The organism is Ancylobacter mangrovi (genome assembly GCF_024752355.1).
Classification (GTDB): domain Bacteria; phylum Pseudomonadota; class Alphaproteobacteria; order Rhizobiales; family Xanthobacteraceae; genus Ancylobacter; species Ancylobacter mangrovi.
This window is the reverse complement of the sequence record NZ_JANTHZ010000004.1, coordinates 188,683-207,320: the sequence shown is the minus strand read 5'-3', so window position 1 is coordinate 207,320 and position 18,638 is coordinate 188,683. Positions and strand designations below refer to the sequence as shown.

At 68.5% G+C, this 18,638-nt stretch carries 18 protein-coding genes; 10 read left to right on the top strand and 8 right to left on the bottom strand.

All coding sequences use genetic code 11. The annotated features are described in order from the left end of the window. Positions 1 to 204 precede the first annotated feature (204 nt). Complete coding sequence (locus NVS89_RS11660) at positions 205 to 588, bottom strand: transposase (RefSeq protein WP_258732921.1); 384 nt, start codon at positions 586 to 588, stop codon at positions 205 to 207. 424 nt (positions 589 to 1,012) lie between these two features. Here NVS89_RS11660 and NVS89_RS11655 point away from each other — a divergent pair, with 424 nt between their 5' ends. The 7 genes from NVS89_RS11655 (at position 1,013) to NVS89_RS11625 (ending at position 9,931) form a co-directional block, all read left to right on the top strand. After that, positions 1,013 to 2,254, top strand: a complete 1,242-nt coding sequence (locus NVS89_RS11655) for a transporter substrate-binding protein (protein ID WP_258732920.1) — start codon at positions 1,013 to 1,015, stop codon at positions 2,252 to 2,254. 66 nt (positions 2,255 to 2,320) lie between these two features. Beyond that, positions 2,321 to 3,928, top strand: coding sequence for an urea ABC transporter permease subunit UrtB (gene urtB / locus NVS89_RS11650; protein ID WP_258732919.1), 1,608 nt, complete (start codon positions 2,321 to 2,323; stop codon positions 3,926 to 3,928). Next, positions 3,925 to 5,019, top strand: coding sequence for an urea ABC transporter permease subunit UrtC (urtC, locus tag NVS89_RS11645; RefSeq protein ID WP_258732918.1), 1,095 nt, complete (start codon positions 3,925 to 3,927; stop codon positions 5,017 to 5,019). The genes urtB and urtC overlap by 4 nt, the downstream gene beginning before the upstream one ends. Beyond that, complete coding sequence (gene urtD / locus NVS89_RS11640) at positions 5,019 to 5,747, top strand: urea ABC transporter ATP-binding protein UrtD (protein WP_258732917.1); 729 nt, start codon at positions 5,019 to 5,021, stop codon at positions 5,745 to 5,747. The genes urtC and urtD overlap by 1 nt, the downstream gene beginning before the upstream one ends. A 2-nt stretch (positions 5,748 to 5,749) precedes the next feature. After that, entirely contained in the window at positions 5,750 to 6,442 is a 693-nt protein-coding gene (urtE, locus tag NVS89_RS11635; protein ID WP_258732916.1) for an urea ABC transporter ATP-binding subunit UrtE, read from the top strand. A gap of 35 nt (positions 6,443 to 6,477) precedes the next feature. Beyond that, positions 6,478 to 7,413 carry an acetamidase/formamidase family protein gene (locus tag NVS89_RS11630; RefSeq protein ID WP_258732915.1) on the top strand — a complete coding sequence of 312 codons (936 nt, stop codon included), beginning with the start codon at positions 6,478 to 6,480 and terminating at the stop codon, positions 7,411 to 7,413. A 193-nt stretch (positions 7,414 to 7,606) separates the two neighbouring features. After that, positions 7,607 to 9,931: a Tex family protein gene (locus NVS89_RS11625; protein WP_258732914.1), complete on the top strand. Its 2,325-nt coding sequence runs from the start codon at positions 7,607 to 7,609 to the stop codon at positions 9,929 to 9,931. Between the two features lie 37 nt (positions 9,932 to 9,968). Here the strand turns inward: NVS89_RS11625 and NVS89_RS11620 are convergent, their stop codons facing one another. Then, on the bottom strand, positions 9,969 to 10,811 hold the full coding sequence (locus NVS89_RS11620) for a polyphosphate kinase 2 family protein (RefSeq protein ID WP_258732913.1): 843 nt from the start codon (positions 10,809 to 10,811) through the stop codon (positions 9,969 to 9,971). Positions 10,812 to 11,078: 267 nt separating this feature from the next. Between NVS89_RS11620 and NVS89_RS11615 the strand changes: the two genes are divergently transcribed. Together NVS89_RS11615 and NVS89_RS11610 are read left to right on the top strand one after the other, a co-directional pair. Further along, positions 11,079 to 11,966 carry an aldo/keto reductase gene (locus tag NVS89_RS11615; RefSeq protein ID WP_258732912.1) on the top strand — a complete coding sequence of 296 codons (888 nt, stop codon included), beginning with the start codon at positions 11,079 to 11,081 and terminating at the stop codon, positions 11,964 to 11,966. 62 nt (positions 11,967 to 12,028) lie between these two features. Next, positions 12,029 to 12,493, top strand: a complete 465-nt coding sequence (locus tag NVS89_RS11610; RefSeq protein WP_258732911.1) for a nuclear transport factor 2 family protein — start codon at positions 12,029 to 12,031, stop codon at positions 12,491 to 12,493. Between the two features lie 54 nt (positions 12,494 to 12,547). On the opposite strand, the gene NVS89_RS11605 is transcribed toward NVS89_RS11610, so the two are convergent. Then, on the bottom strand, positions 12,548 to 13,132 hold the full coding sequence (locus NVS89_RS11605) for an FMN-dependent NADH-azoreductase (RefSeq protein ID WP_258732910.1): 585 nt from the start codon (positions 13,130 to 13,132) through the stop codon (positions 12,548 to 12,550). 88 nt (positions 13,133 to 13,220) lie between these two features. Here NVS89_RS11605 and NVS89_RS11600 point away from each other — a divergent pair, with 88 nt between their 5' ends. Further along, positions 13,221 to 13,595, top strand: coding sequence for a winged helix-turn-helix transcriptional regulator (locus tag NVS89_RS11600; RefSeq protein ID WP_309486538.1), 375 nt, complete (start codon positions 13,221 to 13,223; stop codon positions 13,593 to 13,595). A 22-nt stretch (positions 13,596 to 13,617) separates the two neighbouring features. On the opposite strand, the gene NVS89_RS11595 is transcribed toward NVS89_RS11600, so the two are convergent. The 5 genes from NVS89_RS11595 to cyoA are packed head-to-tail and all read right to left on the bottom strand — an operon-like array spanning position 13,618 to position 18,620. Next, positions 13,618 to 14,328: an SURF1 family protein gene (locus tag NVS89_RS11595; RefSeq protein ID WP_258732909.1), complete on the bottom strand. Its 711-nt coding sequence runs from the start codon at positions 14,326 to 14,328 to the stop codon at positions 13,618 to 13,620. A 35-nt stretch (positions 14,329 to 14,363) separates the two neighbouring features. Then, positions 14,364 to 14,783 carry a cytochrome o ubiquinol oxidase subunit IV gene (gene cyoD / locus NVS89_RS11590; protein WP_258732908.1) on the bottom strand — a complete coding sequence of 140 codons (420 nt, stop codon included), beginning with the start codon at positions 14,781 to 14,783 and terminating at the stop codon, positions 14,364 to 14,366. Further along, entirely contained in the window at positions 14,780 to 15,406 is a 627-nt protein-coding gene (cyoC, locus tag NVS89_RS11585) for a cytochrome o ubiquinol oxidase subunit III (RefSeq protein WP_258732907.1), read from the bottom strand. Before cyoC ends, cyoD begins: the two co-directional genes overlap by 4 nt. Further along, positions 15,403 to 17,412: a cytochrome o ubiquinol oxidase subunit I gene (gene cyoB / locus NVS89_RS11580; RefSeq protein ID WP_258732906.1), complete on the bottom strand. Its 2,010-nt coding sequence runs from the start codon at positions 17,410 to 17,412 to the stop codon at positions 15,403 to 15,405. The genes cyoC and cyoB overlap by 4 nt, the downstream gene beginning before the upstream one ends. 8 nt (positions 17,413 to 17,420) lie before the next feature. Further along, entirely contained in the window at positions 17,421 to 18,620 is a 1,200-nt protein-coding gene (cyoA, locus tag NVS89_RS11575; protein ID WP_258732905.1) for a ubiquinol oxidase subunit II, read from the bottom strand. Positions 18,621 to 18,638: the final 18 nt, after the last annotated feature.

Genomic DNA, 18,638 nt, shown 5'->3' with positions numbered 1-18,638 from the left:
CTCAAGTCGAAATAGATCGCAGGAGATGCCCTCGCCATCGGCATGTATCGGCGGTGCTGCCAAAGTGACGCCTTTGACATTTTCGCTGCACAGTTTGCACGCCCCGGCCTGCGCGTGGTGCCGGCAGCATGGCGCATTTATCCGCGCGCCCCGCCCATTGTGGCGCTTTTGACATTTGGGCCGCCCAACAAAAGGGCGTCGCCCTCAGCGGGTGATGCGCACGGAGGCGAAGCGGCCCACCACGGCCCCGCCGCAGCGCTCCGCCGCCAGCATGGAGGCGCGCCCCGGCTGCAGCCGGGTGTCGCTGCGCGTGGCGCGCTCGGGCAGATGCAGCATCTCGCCGGGGAGCGGCGCGTGCAGGCGCTCGGACAGGTTGCTGACCAGCGAGCGCAGCCGGCGGTTTTCCGCCTCCAGCTCCTTCATCTGCATCACGGCCGGCGCCGTCAGCCCGCCGAAGCGCCGGCGCCAGCGGTAGAAGGTGCGCAGGGAGACCTGGGCGGTGCGGCAGATCTCGCCGACCGGGACCCCGGAATCGGCTTCGCGCAGGAGGTGGATGATTTCGCTGTCGGTGAATTGCGAACGTCGCATCGGATCGCCCTCGGAAGGTGTTGACGGATCGGATGACGGTCGGCCCTCGCGCGAGGACGATCTCCCCCTGTGCCTGCCCGGTTGACGATACGCGCGGCGGCCGTCAGCCGCACATTGTGTGGGCATGCGTTTATCGTGAGCAGCACTATAGCCGATCGGCTCGTTAAGTGAATGCTCAATCGTTGCCGCGCCGGCCGATCCGGGCCTTGCGGGCGCACGGCCGCCGTCGGTGCCGGGGCACGGGACGGCGGCGCGTCCGGGCGAGGCGGGGTAGGCCCCGCCACAGGGATGACAATAGTGCCAGAAAGTGCCGCAGCGGGACGCGGTTGGCGCCGCTTTGGGCAGGGCTGAACATTATATGAAGTTGCGCCCGCGCCGTGTCTCAACAGAATTCGCGGCATCTTCGAACATTGAGGTGTCGTCCATGGTCAAGATCTCGCGGCGTTCACTCCTGCAGGCGAGCGGCCTTGCCGTTGCAGGGCTCGCCTCCCCCGCCATCCTGCGCAGCGCGCAGGCGCAATCCGGCCCGGTCAAGCTCGGCTGCCTGTTCTCCTCCTCCGGCACCATGGCCAATCTCGAGGGCCGCCTGAACTACGTGGTGAAGATGGCGGCCGACGAGATCAACGCCAAGGGCGGCGTCAACGGGCGCACCATCGAGGTGATGGTGTCCGACCCGGCCTCCGACTGGCCGCTCTACGCCCAGACCGCCAAGCAGATGCTGCAGCAGGAGAAGGCCGCGGCGCTGTTCGGATGCTGGACCTCGGTGTCGCGCAAGACCGTGCTGCCGGTGGTCGAGCAGGAGAAGGGCCTGCTCTACTACCCGCTGCACTTCGAGGGCGACGAGAACTCCAAGAACGTCGTCTATGTGAACTCGCCGCCGGCGAGCTCGGTGCTGCCCGCGGTCGACTACCTGATGAGCGACGACGGCGTCTCGGCCAAGCGCTTCTTCATGCTCGGCTCGGACTATGTGTGGCCGCGCACCATCAACAAGCAGCTCAAGGGCTACTGGAAGACCAAGGGCATCACCGAGAGCGCCTGGAAGGAGGAATACGTCCCCTTCGGCTTCTCCAACTTCCAGACCTTGGTGAACCAGATCCGCGCCTTCGCCGACGAGGGCGGCGGGCAGCCGATCGTGGTGCTGACCGTGGTCGGCTCCTCGATCCCGGACTTCCTGCGCGAATTCGCCAACCAGGGCATCCTCGCCACCGACATCCCGGTGCTCGGCCTCGACATGGTTGAGGCCGACCTCGAGGGCCTCGACACCCAGAAGCTGGTCGGCCACCTGAACTGCTGGGCGTATCTGCAGAACGCCAAGGGTCCGGCCAACCAGACCTTCCTGAAGAACTGGGCGGACTATGTGAAGGCCAACAACGTGCCCTTCAGCGGCGACGTCTCGATCGACCCGATGGTGTCGGCCTACGACTCGGTGCATCTGTGGGCGATGGCGGCGCAGAAGGCGGGCTCGTTCGACGTGCCGGAGGTCACCAAGGCGTTCGATGGTCTGACGTTCGACTGCCCGTCGGGCTACAAGATCTCCATGACCGGCGAGAACAACTACGTCGCGCGCGGCGTGTTCATCGGCTCGGTCAACGACAAGCAGGGCTTCGACGTGCTCTGGCAGTCGGAAGGCACGCCGAAGCCGGTGCCGTTCAGCCCCTACAGCTGATCCCCCGGCATTCCCGCAACATGAAGGGGCGGCCGTCCTGTCCGGGGCGGCCGTCTTGATGGCCTGATGAGCTTCTGGCGCCTGCCGATCCTCCTGTCCTGCCTCCTGCTGCTGGCCTCCGGTGCCCAGGCGGCGCCGCTCGACCGCGCCGCGCTCGTCGCCGACCTGTGCGGCGATGCGGGGCAGATGGGGCAGGCGGGCACGGCGCTGCTCGACGTGGCGGCGAACGGCAGCGCGGAGGACCGCGCCTGGGCCGCGCCGCTCGCCGGGGCGGTGCTGGCGCGCGGCCTCGCCTGCGACGAGGAGAGCGCGGTGCTGGCGGAAGCCGGGCTCGACGCGCTCACCCGCGCCCCGCGCGAGCCGGGTGACAAGGCGCGCAAGCCGCTCGCCAGCCTCAAGAACCGCTCCGTGTTCCAGCTCGCCGATGCCGCCCTCGCCCTGCGCAGCGCGAGCGCGGTCGGCGCGCGCGAGGCGGCGCTGAAGACGCTGGAGCGCAAGCCGTCGCAGATCCCCGACGGGCTCCTCGAGGCGGCCGCGGCCAGCGAGACCGATGCCGGCCTGCGCGAGCAGATCGACGCGCTGGCGCAGACCGCCGCGCTCAACGCCTCCGATCCCGCCGCCCGCATCCGGGCGCTGGCGAGCATCGCGGAGAACCCCAGCCGCCGGGCGTTGACCAAGGTCTCGGCGCTGACCAGCGATCCCGCCTACGCCTCGAATGACGACTTCCGGCGGGCAGTGGACGCGGCGAGCGCGCGGATCGAGCGCGGCATCGCCATCGGCGACGCGCTGGCGACGCTCTATAACGGGCTGAGCTTCGCCTCGATCCTGTTCATGGCGGCGATCGGCCTCGCCATCATCTTCGGGCTGATGGGGGTCATCAACCTCGCCCAGGGCGAGCTGATCATGATCGGCGCCTATGTCACCTGGCTGGTGCAGCAGGGGCTGCGCTACGCCGCGCCCTCGCTGCTCGACTGGTACCTCGTGCTCGCCATCCCGGCTGCCTTCCTCGTCACCGCCGCCATCGGCATCGCCATCGAGGTCTCGCTGCTGCGCCATCTCTACCGGCGCCCGCTGATGAGCCTGCTCGCCACCTGGGCGGTGAGCCTGTTCCTGATCAACCTGGTGCGGGTCGTGTTCGGCACCCAGAACCTCCAGTTCGAGACGCCGTTCTACGTCTCCGGCGGGGTGCCGGTGATCGGCGACTTCATCTTCACCTGGAACCGCATGTTCGCGATTGCCTTCGCGATCGTGACGCTCACCCTGACCTGGCTCGTGGTGCGCAAGACGCCGCTCGGGCTCAACATCCGGGCGGTGACGCAGAACCGCGACATGGCGGCCTGCATCGGCATTCCCACGCGCCGCGTCGACATGATGGCGTTCGGGCTCGGCTCCGGGCTCGCGGGCCTCGCCGGGCTCGCCCTGTCGCCGATCTATTCGGTGAACCCGCAGATGGGGCAGAACTTCATCATCGACAGCTTCATGGTGGTGGTGCTCGGCGGGGTCGGCACCATCGCCGGGACCGTCGTCGCCGCGCTCGGCATCGGGCAGATCAACGTGCTGATCGAGCCGCTCTGGGGCGCGGTTGCGGCCAAGGTGATCGTGCTGCTGATGATCATCGCCTTCCTGCAATGGCGGCCCGAGGGCCTGTTCGCGGTGAAGGGGCGGCGCAAATGAAACGCTGGACCGCGGACTGGCCCTTCCTCGGCCTCGTCGGGCTGCTCGTCGTGGTGGCGCTGGCGATGGCGCTGTTCGCCGGCACGCCGTTCGGCCTGTCGCGCTACCTCGCCAACGCGATCGGCCAGCTCGCCGCCTTCGCGGTGCTGGCGCTCTCGCTCGATCTCATCTGGGGGTATCTGGGCATATTGTCGCTCGGCCACGGCCTGTTCTTCGCCGTCGGCGGCTATGTCGTCGCCATGTACCTGCTGAAGCACTCCTTCGTGGTGACGGGCACGGTGCCGGACTTCCTCCAGTTCATGGGCTGGAAAGACTTCCCCTTCTACTGGGCCGGCTTCGATTTCTTCCCCTATGCGCTGCTGGCGGCGGTCGTCGTCACGCTGCTGATCGCCGGCGTGTTCGGCTACGTCTCGTTCCGCTCGCGGGTGAGCGGGGTCTATTTCGCCATCATCACCCAGGCGCTGGTCTATGTGGCGATGCTGCTGATGTTCCGGAACGACACCGGTTTCGGCGGCAATAACGGCATGACCGGCTTCACCGTCATGTTCGGCTGGCCGATGGGCACCAGCGGCATGATCACCGGGCTCGCCGTGGCCTCGCTGGTGGTGCTGGCGGGGGTGCTTGTCGGCTGCCGCTGGCTGGTGGGCAGCCGCTTCGGCGCGCTGATGCTGGCGACGCGGGACGACGAGACCCGCCTGCGCACGCTCGGTTACGAGACGCTGCGGCTCAAGCTCACCGTCTGGTGCCTGTCCGCCGTGATCGCGATGATCGCCGGCATGCTCTACGTGCCGCAGGTCGGCATCATCAACCCGCGCCTGCTCTCGCCGGAGCTGTCGCTGGAGATCGCGGTGTGGGTGGCGATCGGCGGGCGCGGCCATCTGGTCGGCGCGGTGATCGGAGCGCTGCTCGTCAACGCGGTGAAGTTCTGGCTCTCCTCGGCGGCGCCGGACGTGTGGCCCTTCATCCTCTCCGGCCTCATCGTGCTGGTGGTGCTGGTGTTCCCCAACGGGCTGATCGACCTCGCCCGGCTGAAGCTGGTGCGCCCCATGGGGCCGAAGCGGATCGCGGCCGAAGTCGGGGAGGCGCGCTGATGGCGATGACCGCGCTTCTCGTCGACGGCCTGAGCGTGCGCTTCGGCAGCTTCCAGGCGATCGACGACCTCTCGCTCGCCATCGACTATGGCGAGGTGCGCGCGGTGATCGGCCCCAACGGGGCGGGCAAGACGACGCTGCTCGACGTCATCTCCGGCATCACCCGGCCGAAGCAGGGGCGGGTGCTGTTCGACGGCGCGCATGAGATCGTCGGCCGCAGCGAGGCGGCGATCGCGCGGGCCGGCATCCGCCGCAAGTTCCAGAAGCCGAGCGTGTTCGAGGGGCTGAGCGTGCGCCAGCACATCGCCATCGGCGCCGATGTCGGCTTCCGCAGCCGGCTCGACACGCCCGCGCTGGAGGACCGCGTCGGCGAGGTGCTGGAGACGGTACGGCTCGCCGACAAGGCGGACGCGCTCGCCGGTGCGCTCAGCCATGGCCAGAAGCAGTGGCTGGAGATCGGCATGGTGCTCGCCTCCGAGCCCAAGGTGCTGATGCTCGACGAGCCGGTCGCCGGCCTCACCGACGAGGAGACCGAGCGCACGGCGAGCCTGGTGCGTGCGCTGAAGCGCCCGGACCGGGCGATCGTGGTCGTCGAGCACGACATGGATTTCGTCGAGCGCATCGCCGACCGGGTGACGGTGCTGCACGAGGGGCGCACGCTGTTCGAAGGCTCGATGGACAGGGTGCGGGCGGACCCGGCGGTGGTCGAGGTCTATCTGGGGCGCTGAACATGCAGTTTCGCATCGAAGAGCTCGACCAGCATTACGGCTCGGCCCAGGTGCTGCGCCATGTCGGCTTCGGCATCGCGCCGGGCGAGTGCCTCGCCGTGCTCGGCCGCAACGGGGCGGGCAAGACCACGCTCCTGCGCTGCATCATGGGCCTGCTCGCGCCCACCTCCGGCCGGGTGCTGCTGGACGGGCAGGACATCACCGGCTGGTCGCCGCACCGGCGTTCGCGCGCCGGCATCGCCTATGTGCCGCAGGGGCGCGAGATCTTCTCCGAGCTCACCATCGGCGAGAACATCGAGGCCGCCGCCCGCGCCCACGGCACCTACGGCACCGGGGTGGTGGAGGAGGCGGTGAGCCTGTTCCCGGTGCTGCGCGAGATGTGGAAACGCTCGGGCGGCGCGCTCTCGGGCGGCCAGCAGCAGCAGCTCGCCATCGCCCGCGCCCTCGTCACCCGCCCGCGGCTCCTCATCCTTGATGAGCCGACCGAGGGCATACAGCCCAACATCGTCGCCGCTATCGGCGAGGTGCTGCGCGCGCTGAAGGGGCGGATGTCGATCCTGCTGGTCGAGCAGTATCTCGACTTCGCGATCGCCACCGCCGACGCCTTCGTGGTGCTGTCGCGCGGTGCGGTCGTGGAGACCGGCCGAGCCGAGGTGATGAGCCGGGAGAACCTCACCCGCTTCATCGCCGTCTGATCCTCGTTTTTTGCCCACCGCATCGGGAGTTACGCATGTCGCGCCGCTTTGAAATCCCCTCCACGCCGGAAAACATGGTCTGGGGCTATCTCGACAGCTCGACCCCGCCGATCCTGGAGGTGAGCTCCGGCGACGTGGTGACGCTGCATTCCTTCCCCGCCGGCGGCAAGGAGACGCTGCCCGACAACCTTCCCGTTCCCGAGGACTACGCGCTGGCGCTGGACACGCTGCCGCAGGGCGCGGGCCCGCACTTCATCACCGGCCCGGTATTCGTGAAGGACGCCCGGCCCGGGGACGTGCTGCAGGTCGACATCCTCGACGTGAAGGTGCGCCAGGACTGGGGCTTCGTCTCCATCCTGCCGCTGCTCGGCACGCTGCCGGACGACTTCACCGACTACGAGACCATCCACCCGGTGGTCGACCATGCGCGCAATGTCTGCGTCATGCCCTGGGGCACGGAGATCCCGCTCGACCCGTTCTTCGGCATCATCGCCACCGCCCCGCCGCCGGCCTGGGGGCGCTGCGGCTCGCCGGTGCCGCGCGCCTTCGGCGGCAACATGGACAACAAGGAGCTGCGCGCGGGCACCACGCTCTACCTGCCGGTGTTCAACGAGGGCGCGCTGTTCTTCGCCGGCGACGGCCACGGCGTGCAGGGTGACGGCGAGGTGTGCATCACCGCGCTGGAGACCGGCGTCACCGGCACCTTCCGGCTGACGCTGCGCAAGGACATGGAGCTCGACTGGCCGTTCGCCGAGAGCGCGACCCATCTCATCTCGATCGGCCTCGACGAGGATCTCGACGACGCCGCCAAGCAGGCGACGCGCCAGATGGTCAAGCATATCTGCGAGCGCACCAATCTCTCGCGCAACCAGGCCTACATGCTCTGCTCGCTGGCGGGGAACCTGCGGGTGACGCAGCTCGTCGACGGCAACAAGGGCATCCACATGATGCTGCCCAAGTCGCTGCTCTGAGGAAGTCGCTGCTCTGAGGAGGGCGCGGCCCGCGCGGGTGCCGGGACTCCGGCCCGCGTGAGGCGCGGCGGCGCGGCGCGCCGTCCACGGCGAGGGCGCTGCCCACAGGCCGGCGGTGCCCGGGTCGGGGGGCGTGGCGCGGGCGGGCCGGGCTGACTATGGTCTCGCTTCCCGAAGCGATTCCGTGTTGCGCATGACCGACAGCTCTTCCCTCGCCGCCCGCCTTGCCCGCCAGATCGCCGACGAGATCGGCGCGCGTCCCCCGCAGGCCGCCGCCGCCATCGCCCTGCTCGACGAGGGGGCCACCATTCCCTTCATCGCGCGCTACCGCAAGGAGGCGACCGGCGGGCTCGACGACACCCAGCTCCGCCTGCTCGGCGAGCGGCTGATCTATCTGCGCGAGCTGGAGGCGCGGCGCGGCGCAATCCTCGAATCCGTGCGCCAGCAGGGCAAGCTGACCGACGAGCTGGAGGCGGCGATCGCCGGCGCGGCGACCAAGGCCGAGCTCGAGGACATCTACCTGCCATTCAAGCCCAAGCGCCGGAACCGGGCCGACATCGCCCGCGAGCGCGGCCTCGGCCCGCTGGCCGAGGCGATCCTGGCCGACCGCGCGCAGGTGCCGGCGGAACTCGCCAAGGCCTATATCACCGACGAGGTGCCGGACGCGAAGAGCGCGCTGGAGGGCGCGCGCGACATCCTCTCCGAGCAGTTCGCGCAGAACGCGGAGCTGATCGGCCGGCTGCGCGGCTACCTGAAGGCCAATGCCAGCCTGCGCGCGCGCGTGGTCGACGGCAAGCAGGAGGCGGGCGCCAAGTTCTCCGACTATTTCGACCATGTGGAGCGCTGGGCGAACGTCCCGAGCCACCGCGCCCTCGCCATGCTGCGCGGGCGCAACGAGGAGGTGCTGGCGCTGGAGATCGAGGCGGATGCGGACGATCCCGCGCCGGTGAAGCCGGCGGTGCGGATGATCGCCGAGGCCTACGACATCGGCGCGCGGCTGCCGGCCGATGTCTGGCTGATGGAGGTGGCCGGCTGGACCTGGCGGGTCAAGCTGGCGCTCCATCTGTCGATCGACCTCATGACCGAACTGCGGATGCGGGCGGAGACCGAGGCCATCAACGTCTTCGCGCGCAACCTCAAGGACCTGCTGCTCGCCGCGCCGGCCGGCTCGCGGGCGACGATGGGGCTCGATCCGGGCATCCGCACCGGCGTCAAGGTGGCGGTGGTGGACGGCACCGGCAAGCTGTTGACGACGTCCACCGTCTATCCCTTCCCGCCGAAGAACGACGTGCGCGGCACGCAGGGCGAGCTCGCGAACCTGATCCGCCGGCACGGCGTCGAGCTGGTGGCGATCGGCAACGGCACCGGCAGCCGCGAAACCGAGAAGCTGGTGGCCGAGATGCTCGCCGACATGCCGCCGCCCAAGCCGATCAAGGTGGTGGTGTCGGAGGCCGGCGCCTCGGTCTATTCGGCCTCGGAGGCGGCGGCCGCCGAGTTCCCCGGCCTCGACGTCTCGCTGCGCGGCGCGGTCTCGATCGCACGGCGGCTGCAGGACCCGCTCGCCGAACTGGTGAAGATCGAGCCGAAGTCGATCGGCGTCGGCCAGTACCAGCACGATGTCGACCAGTACCATCTGGCGCGCGCGCTGGACGGTGTGGTCGAGGACGCGGTGAACGCGGTCGGCGTCGACCTCAACACCGCCTCCGCCTCGCTGCTGGCGCGGGTGTCGGGGCTCGGCGCCTCGCTCGCCGAGGCGGTGGTGGCGCATCGCGACGCCAACGGACCCTTCGCCAGCCGCCGCCAGCTTCTCGACGTGGCGCGGCTCGGCCCGCGCACCTTCGAGCAGTGCGCCGGCTTCCTGCGCATCCGCGACGGTTCCGAGCCGCTCGACGCCTCGGCCGTGCATCCCGAGGCCTATGGCGTGGCGCGCCGGATCGTCGCCGCCTGCGGGCGCGACCTGCGCACGCTGATGGGCGACAGCGCGGCGCTGGGAGCGGTGGACCCGCGCGCCTTCGCCGACGAGCGCTTCGGCCTGCCGACGGTGCGCGACATCATCGCCGAGCTGGAGAAGCCGGGCCGCGACCCGCGCCCGGCCTTCCGCACCGCGACCTTCGCCGAGGACGTCTCGGAGATGAAGGACCTCAAGCCCGGCATGGAGCTGGAAGGCACGGTGACGAACGTCGCCGCCTTCGGCGCCTTCGTCGACATCGGCGTGCATCAGGACGGGCTGGTGCACGTCTCCCAGCTCGCCGACCGCTTCGTGAAGGACGCCCATGAGGTGGTGAAGGTCGGCGACGTGGTGAAGGTGCGGGTGCTGGACATCGACCTGAAGCGCAAGCGCATCGCCCTCTCCATGCGCCGCGAGGCCGGCGGGCCGGCCGGGCGGGACGCGCCCGGGCGCGGCGCCCGCGAGGAGCGGGGCAAGCCGGGCGGCGGCCGCCCGCCCGCCAAGGCGCCAGCACGCGAGCCGCAGGGCGCGCTCGGCGCCGCGCTGATGGACGCGCTGAAGCGGCGGTGAGGGGCCGGCGGGCTCGTCCTTAGCCGGCTATTTACGGTCACTGCGGCGAACCTTCCTTCGCCGCCTGATGGTATTTGCGGCGGATCTCGTCGATGTCGACGCTCGGCTCGGGCAGTTGCAGCTTCATGTCGTCGAGCGTCGCCTCGATGATGCTGGAGACGGCGAGGTTGCGGAACCATTTGTGGTTGGAGGGGATGACATACCACGGCGCGTGCGCCGTCGAGCACTTCTCCAGCATGTCCTCATAGGCGTCGATATACTGGTTCCAGCAGGCGCGCTCGGTGTAGTCGGATTCGCTGATCTTCCATTGCCGCGCCGGGTCGTCGAGACGCTGGCGGAAGCGCTCGAGCTGCTCCTCGGGCGTGATGTAGAGGAAGAATTTGAGGATGGTGACGCCGGCATTGGCGAGCGTCGTCTCGAAGGCGTTGATGGTGTCGTAATAGGTCGACCAGACCGGCTTCGGCGTCAGCTCGTGCACGCGCACCACCAGCACGTTCTCATAATGCGATCGGTTGAACACCGCGACCTGGCCGAGCCCGGGCGCGAAGGGATGCACGCGCCACAGGAAATCGTGGCGCAGCTCCTGCTCTGTCGGCTGCTTGAAGCTCTTCACATAGGTGCCGAGCGGGTTCATCGCTGCCATGACGTGCCAGCAGGTGCCGTCCTTGCCGGCGGCGTCGATGCCCTGCAGCACCACCAGCAGCGCGTGCTTCTTCTCGGCGAACAGCTTCTGCTGCAGCTCGGCGAGGCGTGCCACGTTGCGCGCGAGGTCCGCCTTCGCGTGCTCGGCGGAAGCGTAGTCGCCGTGGAAGGAGGCGTCGACGTCCTTCAGCCTGATCCGGGTGCCGGGCTCGACGACGAATTTCTTGCGCAGGCTCATGCGGCCCTCCTCGCTGCGGGACGTCAGCGACGTTTCCCGCCATCTTAACCGCGCAGGGTGACGCCGGGATCGAGAAAAAACCGCATCCGGTCGGCGGGCAGCCCAACATGGCACCGCGCGCGATAGTGTTCGCGTACACGAAGAGATGATTCCGGCGTTGCCCTTGCTGGCGTCGCGGCACGTTCGGATCGGGAAGACAGGGCGGCAGAAAGGAGTACCTTGCGGCCAGCAATTCTGTCCGTTCGACCGCGACATCAAGGGTGCTTCATGTCTCCCACCTCCGCTTCCCCCACCTCCGCCATCAGTGCTTCCGCCGCCGGCTCGTTCCGCATCGGCGGCGAGCGGGCGGTCCATCGTCTCGGCTTCGGCGCCATGCGCCTGACCGGCCCCGGCATCTGGGGCGAGCCCGCCGACCGCGCCGAGGCGCTGCGCACGCTGAAGGCGCTGCCCGAGCTCGGCGTCGACTTCATCGACACCGCTGATTCCTACGGCCCCGAAGTCTCGGAGAAGCTGATCCGCGAGGCGCTGCATCCCTATGAGGGGCTGTTCGTCGCCACCAAGGCCGGGCTGCTGCGGCCGGGGCCGAGCGTCTGGACGCCCAATGGCAAGCCCGACTACCTGATCGGCCAGGCCCATCGCAGCCGCGAACTGCTCGGCGTCGAGCGGATCGACCTGTGGCAGCTCCACCGCATCGACCCGGCGGTGCCGCGCGACGAGCAGTTCGCGGCGGTGCGCCAGCTCCTCGACGAGGGCGTGATCCGCTTCGCCGGCCTCAGCGAGGTCTCGGTGGAGGACATCGAGGCGGCGCGCAGGGTCTTCCCCGTCGCCACGGTGCAGAACCGCTACAACCTCGCCGACCGCGCCAGCGAGGCGGTGCTGGACTATTGCGAGCGCAACGCCATCGGCTTCATCCCGTGGTTCCCGCTCGCCGCGGGCGATCTCGCCCGTCCCGGCGGCGTGGTCGACGCGCTGGCCCACAAATACGCGGCGAGCCCGGGCCAGATCGCACTCGCCTGGGTGCTGAAGCGCAGCCCGGTGATGCTGCCGATCCCGGGCACCTCGAAGCGGGCGCATCTGGAGGAGAACGTCGCGGCGGCCTCGATCGCGCTCTCCGAGGAGGATTTCGCCGGCTTGAGCGCGCCCGCCCGTCCCTGAGCGCGAGCGGGCCGTCGCAGCGTGCTGCGGCCCGCATTCGTTGAAGCTGAAGGAAACAGCCCATGTCCCGTCCGCCCCTTCCCCCCTTCACCGAAGAGAGCGCGACCGAGAAGGTCCGCCTCGCCGAGGACGGCTGGAACAGCCGCGACCCGGCCAAGGTGTCGCTGGCCTATACGGTCGACAGCGCCTGGCGCAACCGCGCCGAATTCGTCAACGGCCGCGAGGCGATCGTCGCCTTCCTCACCCGCAAATGGGCGCGCGAGCTCGACTACCGCCTGATCAAGGAATTGTGGGCGTTCACCGGCAACCGCATCGCGGTGCGCTTCGCCTATGAGTTCCACGATGACAGCGGCACCTGGTTCCGCGCCTATGGCAACGAGAACTGGGAGTTCGACGCGGACGGGCTGATGCGCCGGCGCCTCGCCTCCATCAACGAGCATCCGATCCCGGAGAGCGAGCGCAAGTTCCACTGGCCGCTCGGCCGGCGCCCGGACGAGCACCCCGGCCTCAGCGATTTCGGCTTCTGAGCCGAACCCCGCTCCCGGCACGACGATGCGCGGGAGCGGGGCGCCGGTGCGTTCTCAGGCGGCGCGCGCCAGCACGCTGCCGGCGACCGGCGCGGAGCGGGCGAGCGCGGCCTCCAGCGCCGCCTGCCGCTGGTCCGGGCCGAGCGCGACGCCCTCGGCGACGATGAACTCGGGATCGGCGATGCCGATGAAGCCCAGCACGGCGCGCAGATAGGTCTCGGCGTGCTCGTTCGCTGCGCCCGGCATTCCCTCCGAATAGAGCCCGCCGCGCGAGAGCGCGACCACGACGCGCTTGCCGCCGGCGAGGCCGGTGACGCCCTCCGGCCCGTAGCTGAAGGTGCGGCCGGCGATCAGGATGTGATCGAGCCACGCCTTGAGCTGGCTGGAGATGGTGAAATTGTACATCGGCGCGCCGATGACCACGATGTCGGCGGCGAGGAAGTCCTCCAGCACCGCCTGCGCTTCGGGTGTGGCGAGGCCGGCGAAGGAGAGATGGGGCAGCGGCGCGGCGGCGAGGTCGCGATAGTCGATCTCGAGGCCGGGATCGCGCGCGCGGAACTGCTTGACGATCTCGGAGGTAATCGCTCGACTGGCGGACGAATCGGCCTGGATGCTCGAATCGATGTGCAGGAGTTTCATCGGGTAGGTCCATGTGAAAACGTGTCCACATGGAGGTACGAAGCCCCGGCAGATCTCACAAGAACGCATATTTTTGAGGTGAGGTCATATGGATATGACCGACATGACGCCATCGCACCATGAATGTACGCAGATCGGCGAGCTTCTGGGCCGGATCGGCGACCGCTGGACCTTGCGGGTGGCGGTGGCGCTCAATGACGGGCCGCTGCGCTTCAACCGCATCCGCCGCGCGGTCGAGGGCATCTCGCAGCAGATGCTGACCCGGACGCTGAAGGCGCTCGAGCGCGACGGCATGGTGACGCGCACGGTCCACCCCACCGTGCCGCCGCAGGTCGAATATAAGCTGACCCCGCTCGGCCTCTCGCTCGCCGCCGAGGGCATGCGGCTGGGGAGCTGGGTGAGGGAGCACCTGTCCGAAATCGACACCCGGCGGGCCGAATTCGACGCCCGCGAGCCGCGCTGACGGAACGCCGTGCGCCGGCCGGTCAGATCCGGCGGCGCCAGACCAGCACGCCCGCCGCGACGCTCATGGCGGCGAGGGCGAACCAGGTCAGCGCGTAGCTGAGATGGTTGTTGGCGAAGCGCACCACGGTGAGCCCGCCGACCGGGTAGCCGGTGCCTCCCGGCGCCGCCTCGGCATCGACGAAATAGGGCGCGACGGTGCCGAGCCCGCGGGCGCTTGCGATGGCGGCGACGTCGCGCGAGTACCAGCGGCCGGCCTGCGGATCGTTGGAGCGCAGGAAGGCGCCGCCGGGCTCGGTGAGCCGGATCAACCCAGTGACGCTCACGGGCGCGTCGTCCGGCGCCGGCCCGCGGCTGTCGGGGGAGCGCCGCTCGGGCGGGACGAAGCCGCGATTTACCAGCACGGTGAAGCCCTCGTCGGTGACGAAGGGCGTGACGACCCAGAACCCGCCGCCGAACTCGGTCACCGCCTTCGCCAGCGTCTCGCGCCCGTTCAGGAAATGCCCGGTGAGGCGCACGCGGCGATAGGCGTCGTCGGGCGTGAAGGCGGCCGGCGAGGGGGGCGGGCCCGGCTCGGCGTGGATCCGCGTCTCGACCCGGTGGATCAGGTCGAGCTTCCAGGAAAGGCGCTGCACCTGCCAGACGCCGAGCGCGGTGAAGACGAGCGCGAACAGCGCGCACAGGACCAGCGGCAGTCCCCGTCCTCGGCGCGGGAGCGGGTCCCGCGCGGGCATCGTCGTCTCCCCCCGCGCCCCGGCAGGCGCATGGCTCACGGCATCGGTCTCGATTCGTAGGCGCCGGGCATCATGTTGGTGTTGAGGTGGTACATGACCCACAGCGAGCCGGCGAGCGTGATCACCACCAGGATCAGGGTGAACACCAGAGCCAGCATGGTCCAGCCGCCCTCGGAGCGGAAGTTCATGTGCAGGAAGTAGATCATGTGCACCACGATCTGCACGGCGGCGAAGCCCATGATGGCCAGCGCCGTCGCGGTCGCGTTGCCCAGCACCCCGGTCATCACCAGCCAGAACGGGATGGCGGTGAGGACGACCGACAGGCCGAAACCGATGAGATAGCTGCGCAGCGAGCCGTGCGGCTCGGCGCCGTGGTCCTCGTGCCCGTGATGGACGGGCGAGAGGGCGCCGGTGTCGTCGTGCGCGGGACCGGCGGTGGTGTCGTGAGCGCTCATCGCACCATTCCCATCAGATAGACGAAGGTGAAGACGCCGATCCAGATCACGTCGAGGAAGTGCCAGAACATGGACAGGCACATCAGCCGGCGCTTGTTGGCGGTGATCAGCCCGCGCCGGGCGACCTGGACCATCAGCGTCACCAGCCAGATGGTGCCGAAGGTGACATGCAGCCCGTGCGTGCCCACCAGCGTGAAGAAGGCGGACAGGAACGCGCTGCGCTGGGGCGTCGCGCCCTCGGCGATGAGGTGGTGGAACTCGTAGAGCTCGATGCCGAGGAAGGCGAGGCCGAACAGCGCGGTGACGACGAGCCAGGCCTGGGTCGCGGCGACGCGGTCCTTCTCCATCGTCAGCATGGCGAAGCCATAGGTGATGGAGGAGAACAGCAGCATGGTGGTGTTGAGCGCCACCAGCGGCAGCTCGAACAGCTCCTTCGGCCCCGGGCCGGCGGCGAAATTGCCGCTCAGCACGCCATAGACCGCGAACAGCGCCGCGAAGATGAGGCAATCGCTCATCAGGTAGATCCAGAAGCCCAGCGAGGTGCTGTGGCCTTCCGGGTGCGGGTGCTCGTCAACCTCGTAGAAGACGGGCGCCTGGTCGGCGGTCGTCACGACGGAATTCATGCGTTCACCTGCGCGAGCAGCCGGGTGCGCGCGTCCTCCGTGCGGGCGACGTCATCGGCGGGGATGTCGAAGTCGCGGTTGTAGTTGAAGGTGTGGCCGATCGCGGTGCCGATCAGGGCGACGAAGGCGATCGCGGCGAGCCACCAGATGTACCAGATCAGCGCGAAGCCGAGGACGAAGGAGATCGCCGCCAGGATCGGGCCGGTGCCGGAGCTCCGGGGCATGTGGATCGGCTTGAAGCCGGCGAGCGGACGGCTGTAGCCGCGGGCCTTCATGTCCCACCACGCGTCGAGGTCGTGCACCACCGGCGTGAAGGCGAAGTTGTAGTCCGGCGGCGGCGAGGAGGTCGCCCATTCCAGCGTGCGCGCGTCCCACGGGTCGCCCGTGGTGTCGCGAAGCTGCTCGCGCCGCAGGATGCTGACGCCGATCTGGATCAGCAGGCAGGCGATGCCGCAGGCGATGAGCGCCGCGCCGAAGGCCGCGATGATGAACCAGATGTGCAGCGAGGGGTCGTCGAACACGCGCAGGCGCCGCGTCACGCCCATCAGGCCGAGCACGTAGAGCGGCATGAAGGCGAAGTAGAAGCCCACCACCCAGAACCAGAACGAGCACTTGCCCCAGAACTCGTCGAGCTTGAAGCCGAACGCCTTGGGCCACCAGTAGTTCATGCCGGCGAAGGCGCCGAACAGCACGCCGCCGATGATCACGTTGTGGAAGTGCGCGATCAGGAACAGCGAGTTGTGCAGCACGAAGTCGGCCGGCGGCACCGCGAGCAGCACGCCGGTCATGCCGCCGATGACGAAGGTCAGCATGAAGGCGATGGTCCACATCATTGGCAGCTCGAAGCGGATGCGGCCGCGATACATGGTGAACAGCCAGTTGAACATCTTCGCGCCCGTGGGGATCGAGATGATCATGGTCGTGATTCCGAAGAAGGAATTCACGCTGGCGCCGGAGCCCATGGTGAAGAAGTGGTGCAGCCACACCAGGTACGACAGGATGGTGATGACCACCGTCGCGTAGACCATGGAGGTGTAGCCGAACAGCCGCTTGCCGCAGAAGGTCGAGGTGACCTCGGAATAGATGCCGAAGCACGGCAGGATGAGGATGTAGACCTCCGGGTGGCCCCAGATCCAGATCAGGTTCACGTACATCATCGGGTTGCCGCCGAAGTCGTTCGTGAAGAAGTTGGTTCCGAGGTAGCGGTCGGCGGCGAGCAGGGCGAGCACCGCGGTCAGGATCGGGAAGGCGGCGACGATCAGGACGTTGGTGCAGAGCGCGGTCCAGGTGAAGATCGGCATCTTCATCATGGTCATGCCGGGCGCGCGCATCTTCACGATGGTGCAGATGAGGTTCACGCCGGACAGCAATGTCCCCACGCCCGCGATCTGCAGCGACCATATGTAGTAGTCGACGCCGACATCCGGGCTGTAGGCGATGCCCGAGAGCGGGGGATAGGCGAGCCAGCCGGTGCGCGCGAACTCGCCGACGAACAGCGAGGTCATGACCAGGATCGCGCCCGACACCGTCATCCAGAACGAGAAGTTGTTCAGGAACGGGAAGGAGACGTCGCGCGCGCCGATCTGCAGCGGCACGACGTAGTTCATCAGCCCCGTGACCATCGGCATGGCCACGAAGAAGATCATGATAACGCCGTGGGCGGTGAAGACTTGGTCGTAATGGTGGGCCGGCAAATAGCCGTCGCTGCCGCCGAAGGCGAGCGCCTGCTGCAGGCGCATCATGATGGCGTCGGCGAAGCCGCGCAGCAGCATGATGGTTCCGAGCACCATGTACATGATGCCGATCTTCTTGTGGTCCACGCTGGTGAACCACTCCTTCCAGAGATAACCCCACAGGCGGAAATAGGTGATCGCCCCCAGCACCGCGATGCCGCCGATGGCGACCGCGATGAAGGTCACCACGAGGATGGGCTCGTGATAGGGGATGGCCTCGAGGGTGAACCGGCCCAGGAGGAAGCTCGGCTCGATGGCTTGTGTCTCGTTCATGGGGGCCGTCAGGAGTTGGAGGGCCGGCGCGGGCCCGCGAGGGCCTCGCTCGACGGCAGTCGGATCGGGGTGAAGGTGGACGCCGGCGAGAACAGGCCGGGCAGCGGCAGGCCGGCGCCGTGCACCGCCTCGCGCAGTTCGGGCGCGATCGGCGCGGCGGGCGCGCGGCCCATCTGCATGTCGGCCATGTCCTCGGGCGAGCACACGCCTATGACATAGCTCGCCGGACCGCCGAAGACGGTGCCGCGGCGGGCATATTTGTCATAGTTGAGCGGCAGCGTGTTCGACACGCTCTCCAGCCCGAGCCCGCCCTTGGCGTCGATCGCCATCATGTCGCTCATGCACATCTTGCCCGGCTGGACGCACAGGTTGACGATGGCGTTGAACAGGGTCGGGTCAACGTCCGAGAAGTAGCGGGCCGGCACGTTCTGGCTCGGCCGCTCCAGCTCGAGATAGGCGGCGCGGGTGAGCTGGTCGGTGCCCTGCTTGGCCTTGGCGATCCAGGCCTCGAAGCCGGCATCGTCGACCGCGCGGAAGCGGAAGTTCATGCCGGAGAAGCCGGCGCCGGAATAGTTGCTGGAGAAGCCGCGCGATTCGACCGGGGCGTTGGCGACCGCGTTGAGCTCGGTCGTCATGGCCGGCATGGCGTAGATCATTCCCGCCAGCGTCGGCACGTAGAAGGCGTTCATCACCGAGGAGGAGGTGATGTGGAAGCGCAGCGGGCGGCCGACCGGGGTCACGAGATCGTTGACGGTGGCGATGCCCTGTTCGGGGTAGATGAAGAGCCACTTCCAGTCGAGCGCGACCGCCTCGACCTCCAGCGGCTTGGCGTCGCCGGGCACCACGGTGTCAGCCGCGAGCCGGTCGAGCGGGCGATAGGGGTCAAGCAGATGCGTGCCCATCCAGGTGAGGGCGCCGAGGCAGATGATGATCACCAGCGGCGCGGCCCAGATGACCAGCTCCATCTGGGTGGAGTGGCTCCAGTTCGGCTCGTAGCGGGCCTCGGTGTTGGACGCGCGGTACTTCCAGGCGAAGAACACCGTCAGGGCCATCACCGGTATGATGATAAGCAACATGAGCAGCGTGGACACGACCAGAAGGTCACGCTGCTGTGCAGCAACGTCACCCGTAGGGTCAAGAACGACGAAGTTGCAGCCACCAAGAGCGAGCGTCAGCGGAAGCAATGCGAGAAGATGAAGGCGACGCAACGGAATGTACACCTATGA

What these genes read in the sequence shown, in the direction of transcription:
- cyoC (WP_258732907.1), bottom strand. Translation starts at nt 15,406, where the DNA reads ATGAATTCCGTCGTGACGACCGCCGACCAGGCGCCCGTCTTCTACGAG.
- NVS89_RS11660 (WP_258732921.1), bottom strand. Translation starts at nt 588, where the DNA reads ATGCGACGTTCGCAATTCACCGACAGCGAAATCATCCACCTCCTGCGC.
- urtE (WP_258732916.1), top strand. Translation starts at nt 5,750, where the DNA reads ATGCAGTTTCGCATCGAAGAGCTCGACCAGCATTACGGCTCGGCCCAG.
- NVS89_RS11595 (WP_258732909.1), bottom strand. Translation starts at nt 14,328, where the DNA reads ATGCCCGCGCGGGACCCGCTCCCGCGCCGAGGACGGGGACTGCCGCTG.
- NVS89_RS11625 (WP_258732914.1), top strand. Translation starts at nt 7,607, where the DNA reads ATGACCGACAGCTCTTCCCTCGCCGCCCGCCTTGCCCGCCAGATCGCC.
- cyoD (WP_258732908.1), bottom strand. Translation starts at nt 14,783, where the DNA reads ATGAGCGCTCACGACACCACCGCCGGTCCCGCGCACGACGACACCGGC.
- NVS89_RS11655 (WP_258732920.1), top strand. Translation starts at nt 1,013, where the DNA reads ATGGTCAAGATCTCGCGGCGTTCACTCCTGCAGGCGAGCGGCCTTGCC.
- urtB (WP_258732919.1), top strand. Translation starts at nt 2,321, where the DNA reads ATGAGCTTCTGGCGCCTGCCGATCCTCCTGTCCTGCCTCCTGCTGCTG.
- NVS89_RS11610 (WP_258732911.1), top strand. Translation starts at nt 12,029, where the DNA reads ATGTCCCGTCCGCCCCTTCCCCCCTTCACCGAAGAGAGCGCGACCGAG.
- urtD (WP_258732917.1), top strand. Translation starts at nt 5,019, where the DNA reads ATGGCGATGACCGCGCTTCTCGTCGACGGCCTGAGCGTGCGCTTCGGC.
- NVS89_RS11630 (WP_258732915.1), top strand. Translation starts at nt 6,478, where the DNA reads ATGTCGCGCCGCTTTGAAATCCCCTCCACGCCGGAAAACATGGTCTGG.
- NVS89_RS11600 (WP_309486538.1), top strand. Translation starts at nt 13,221, where the DNA reads ATGGATATGACCGACATGACGCCATCGCACCATGAATGTACGCAGATC.
- cyoB (WP_258732906.1), bottom strand. Translation starts at nt 17,412, where the DNA reads ATGAACGAGACACAAGCCATCGAGCCGAGCTTCCTCCTGGGCCGGTTC.
- NVS89_RS11615 (WP_258732912.1), top strand. Translation starts at nt 11,079, where the DNA reads ATGTCTCCCACCTCCGCTTCCCCCACCTCCGCCATCAGTGCTTCCGCC.
- urtC (WP_258732918.1), top strand. Translation starts at nt 3,925, where the DNA reads ATGAAACGCTGGACCGCGGACTGGCCCTTCCTCGGCCTCGTCGGGCTG.
- NVS89_RS11620 (WP_258732913.1), bottom strand. Translation starts at nt 10,811, where the DNA reads ATGAGCCTGCGCAAGAAATTCGTCGTCGAGCCCGGCACCCGGATCAGG.
- NVS89_RS11605 (WP_258732910.1), bottom strand. Translation starts at nt 13,132, where the DNA reads ATGAAACTCCTGCACATCGATTCGAGCATCCAGGCCGATTCGTCCGCC.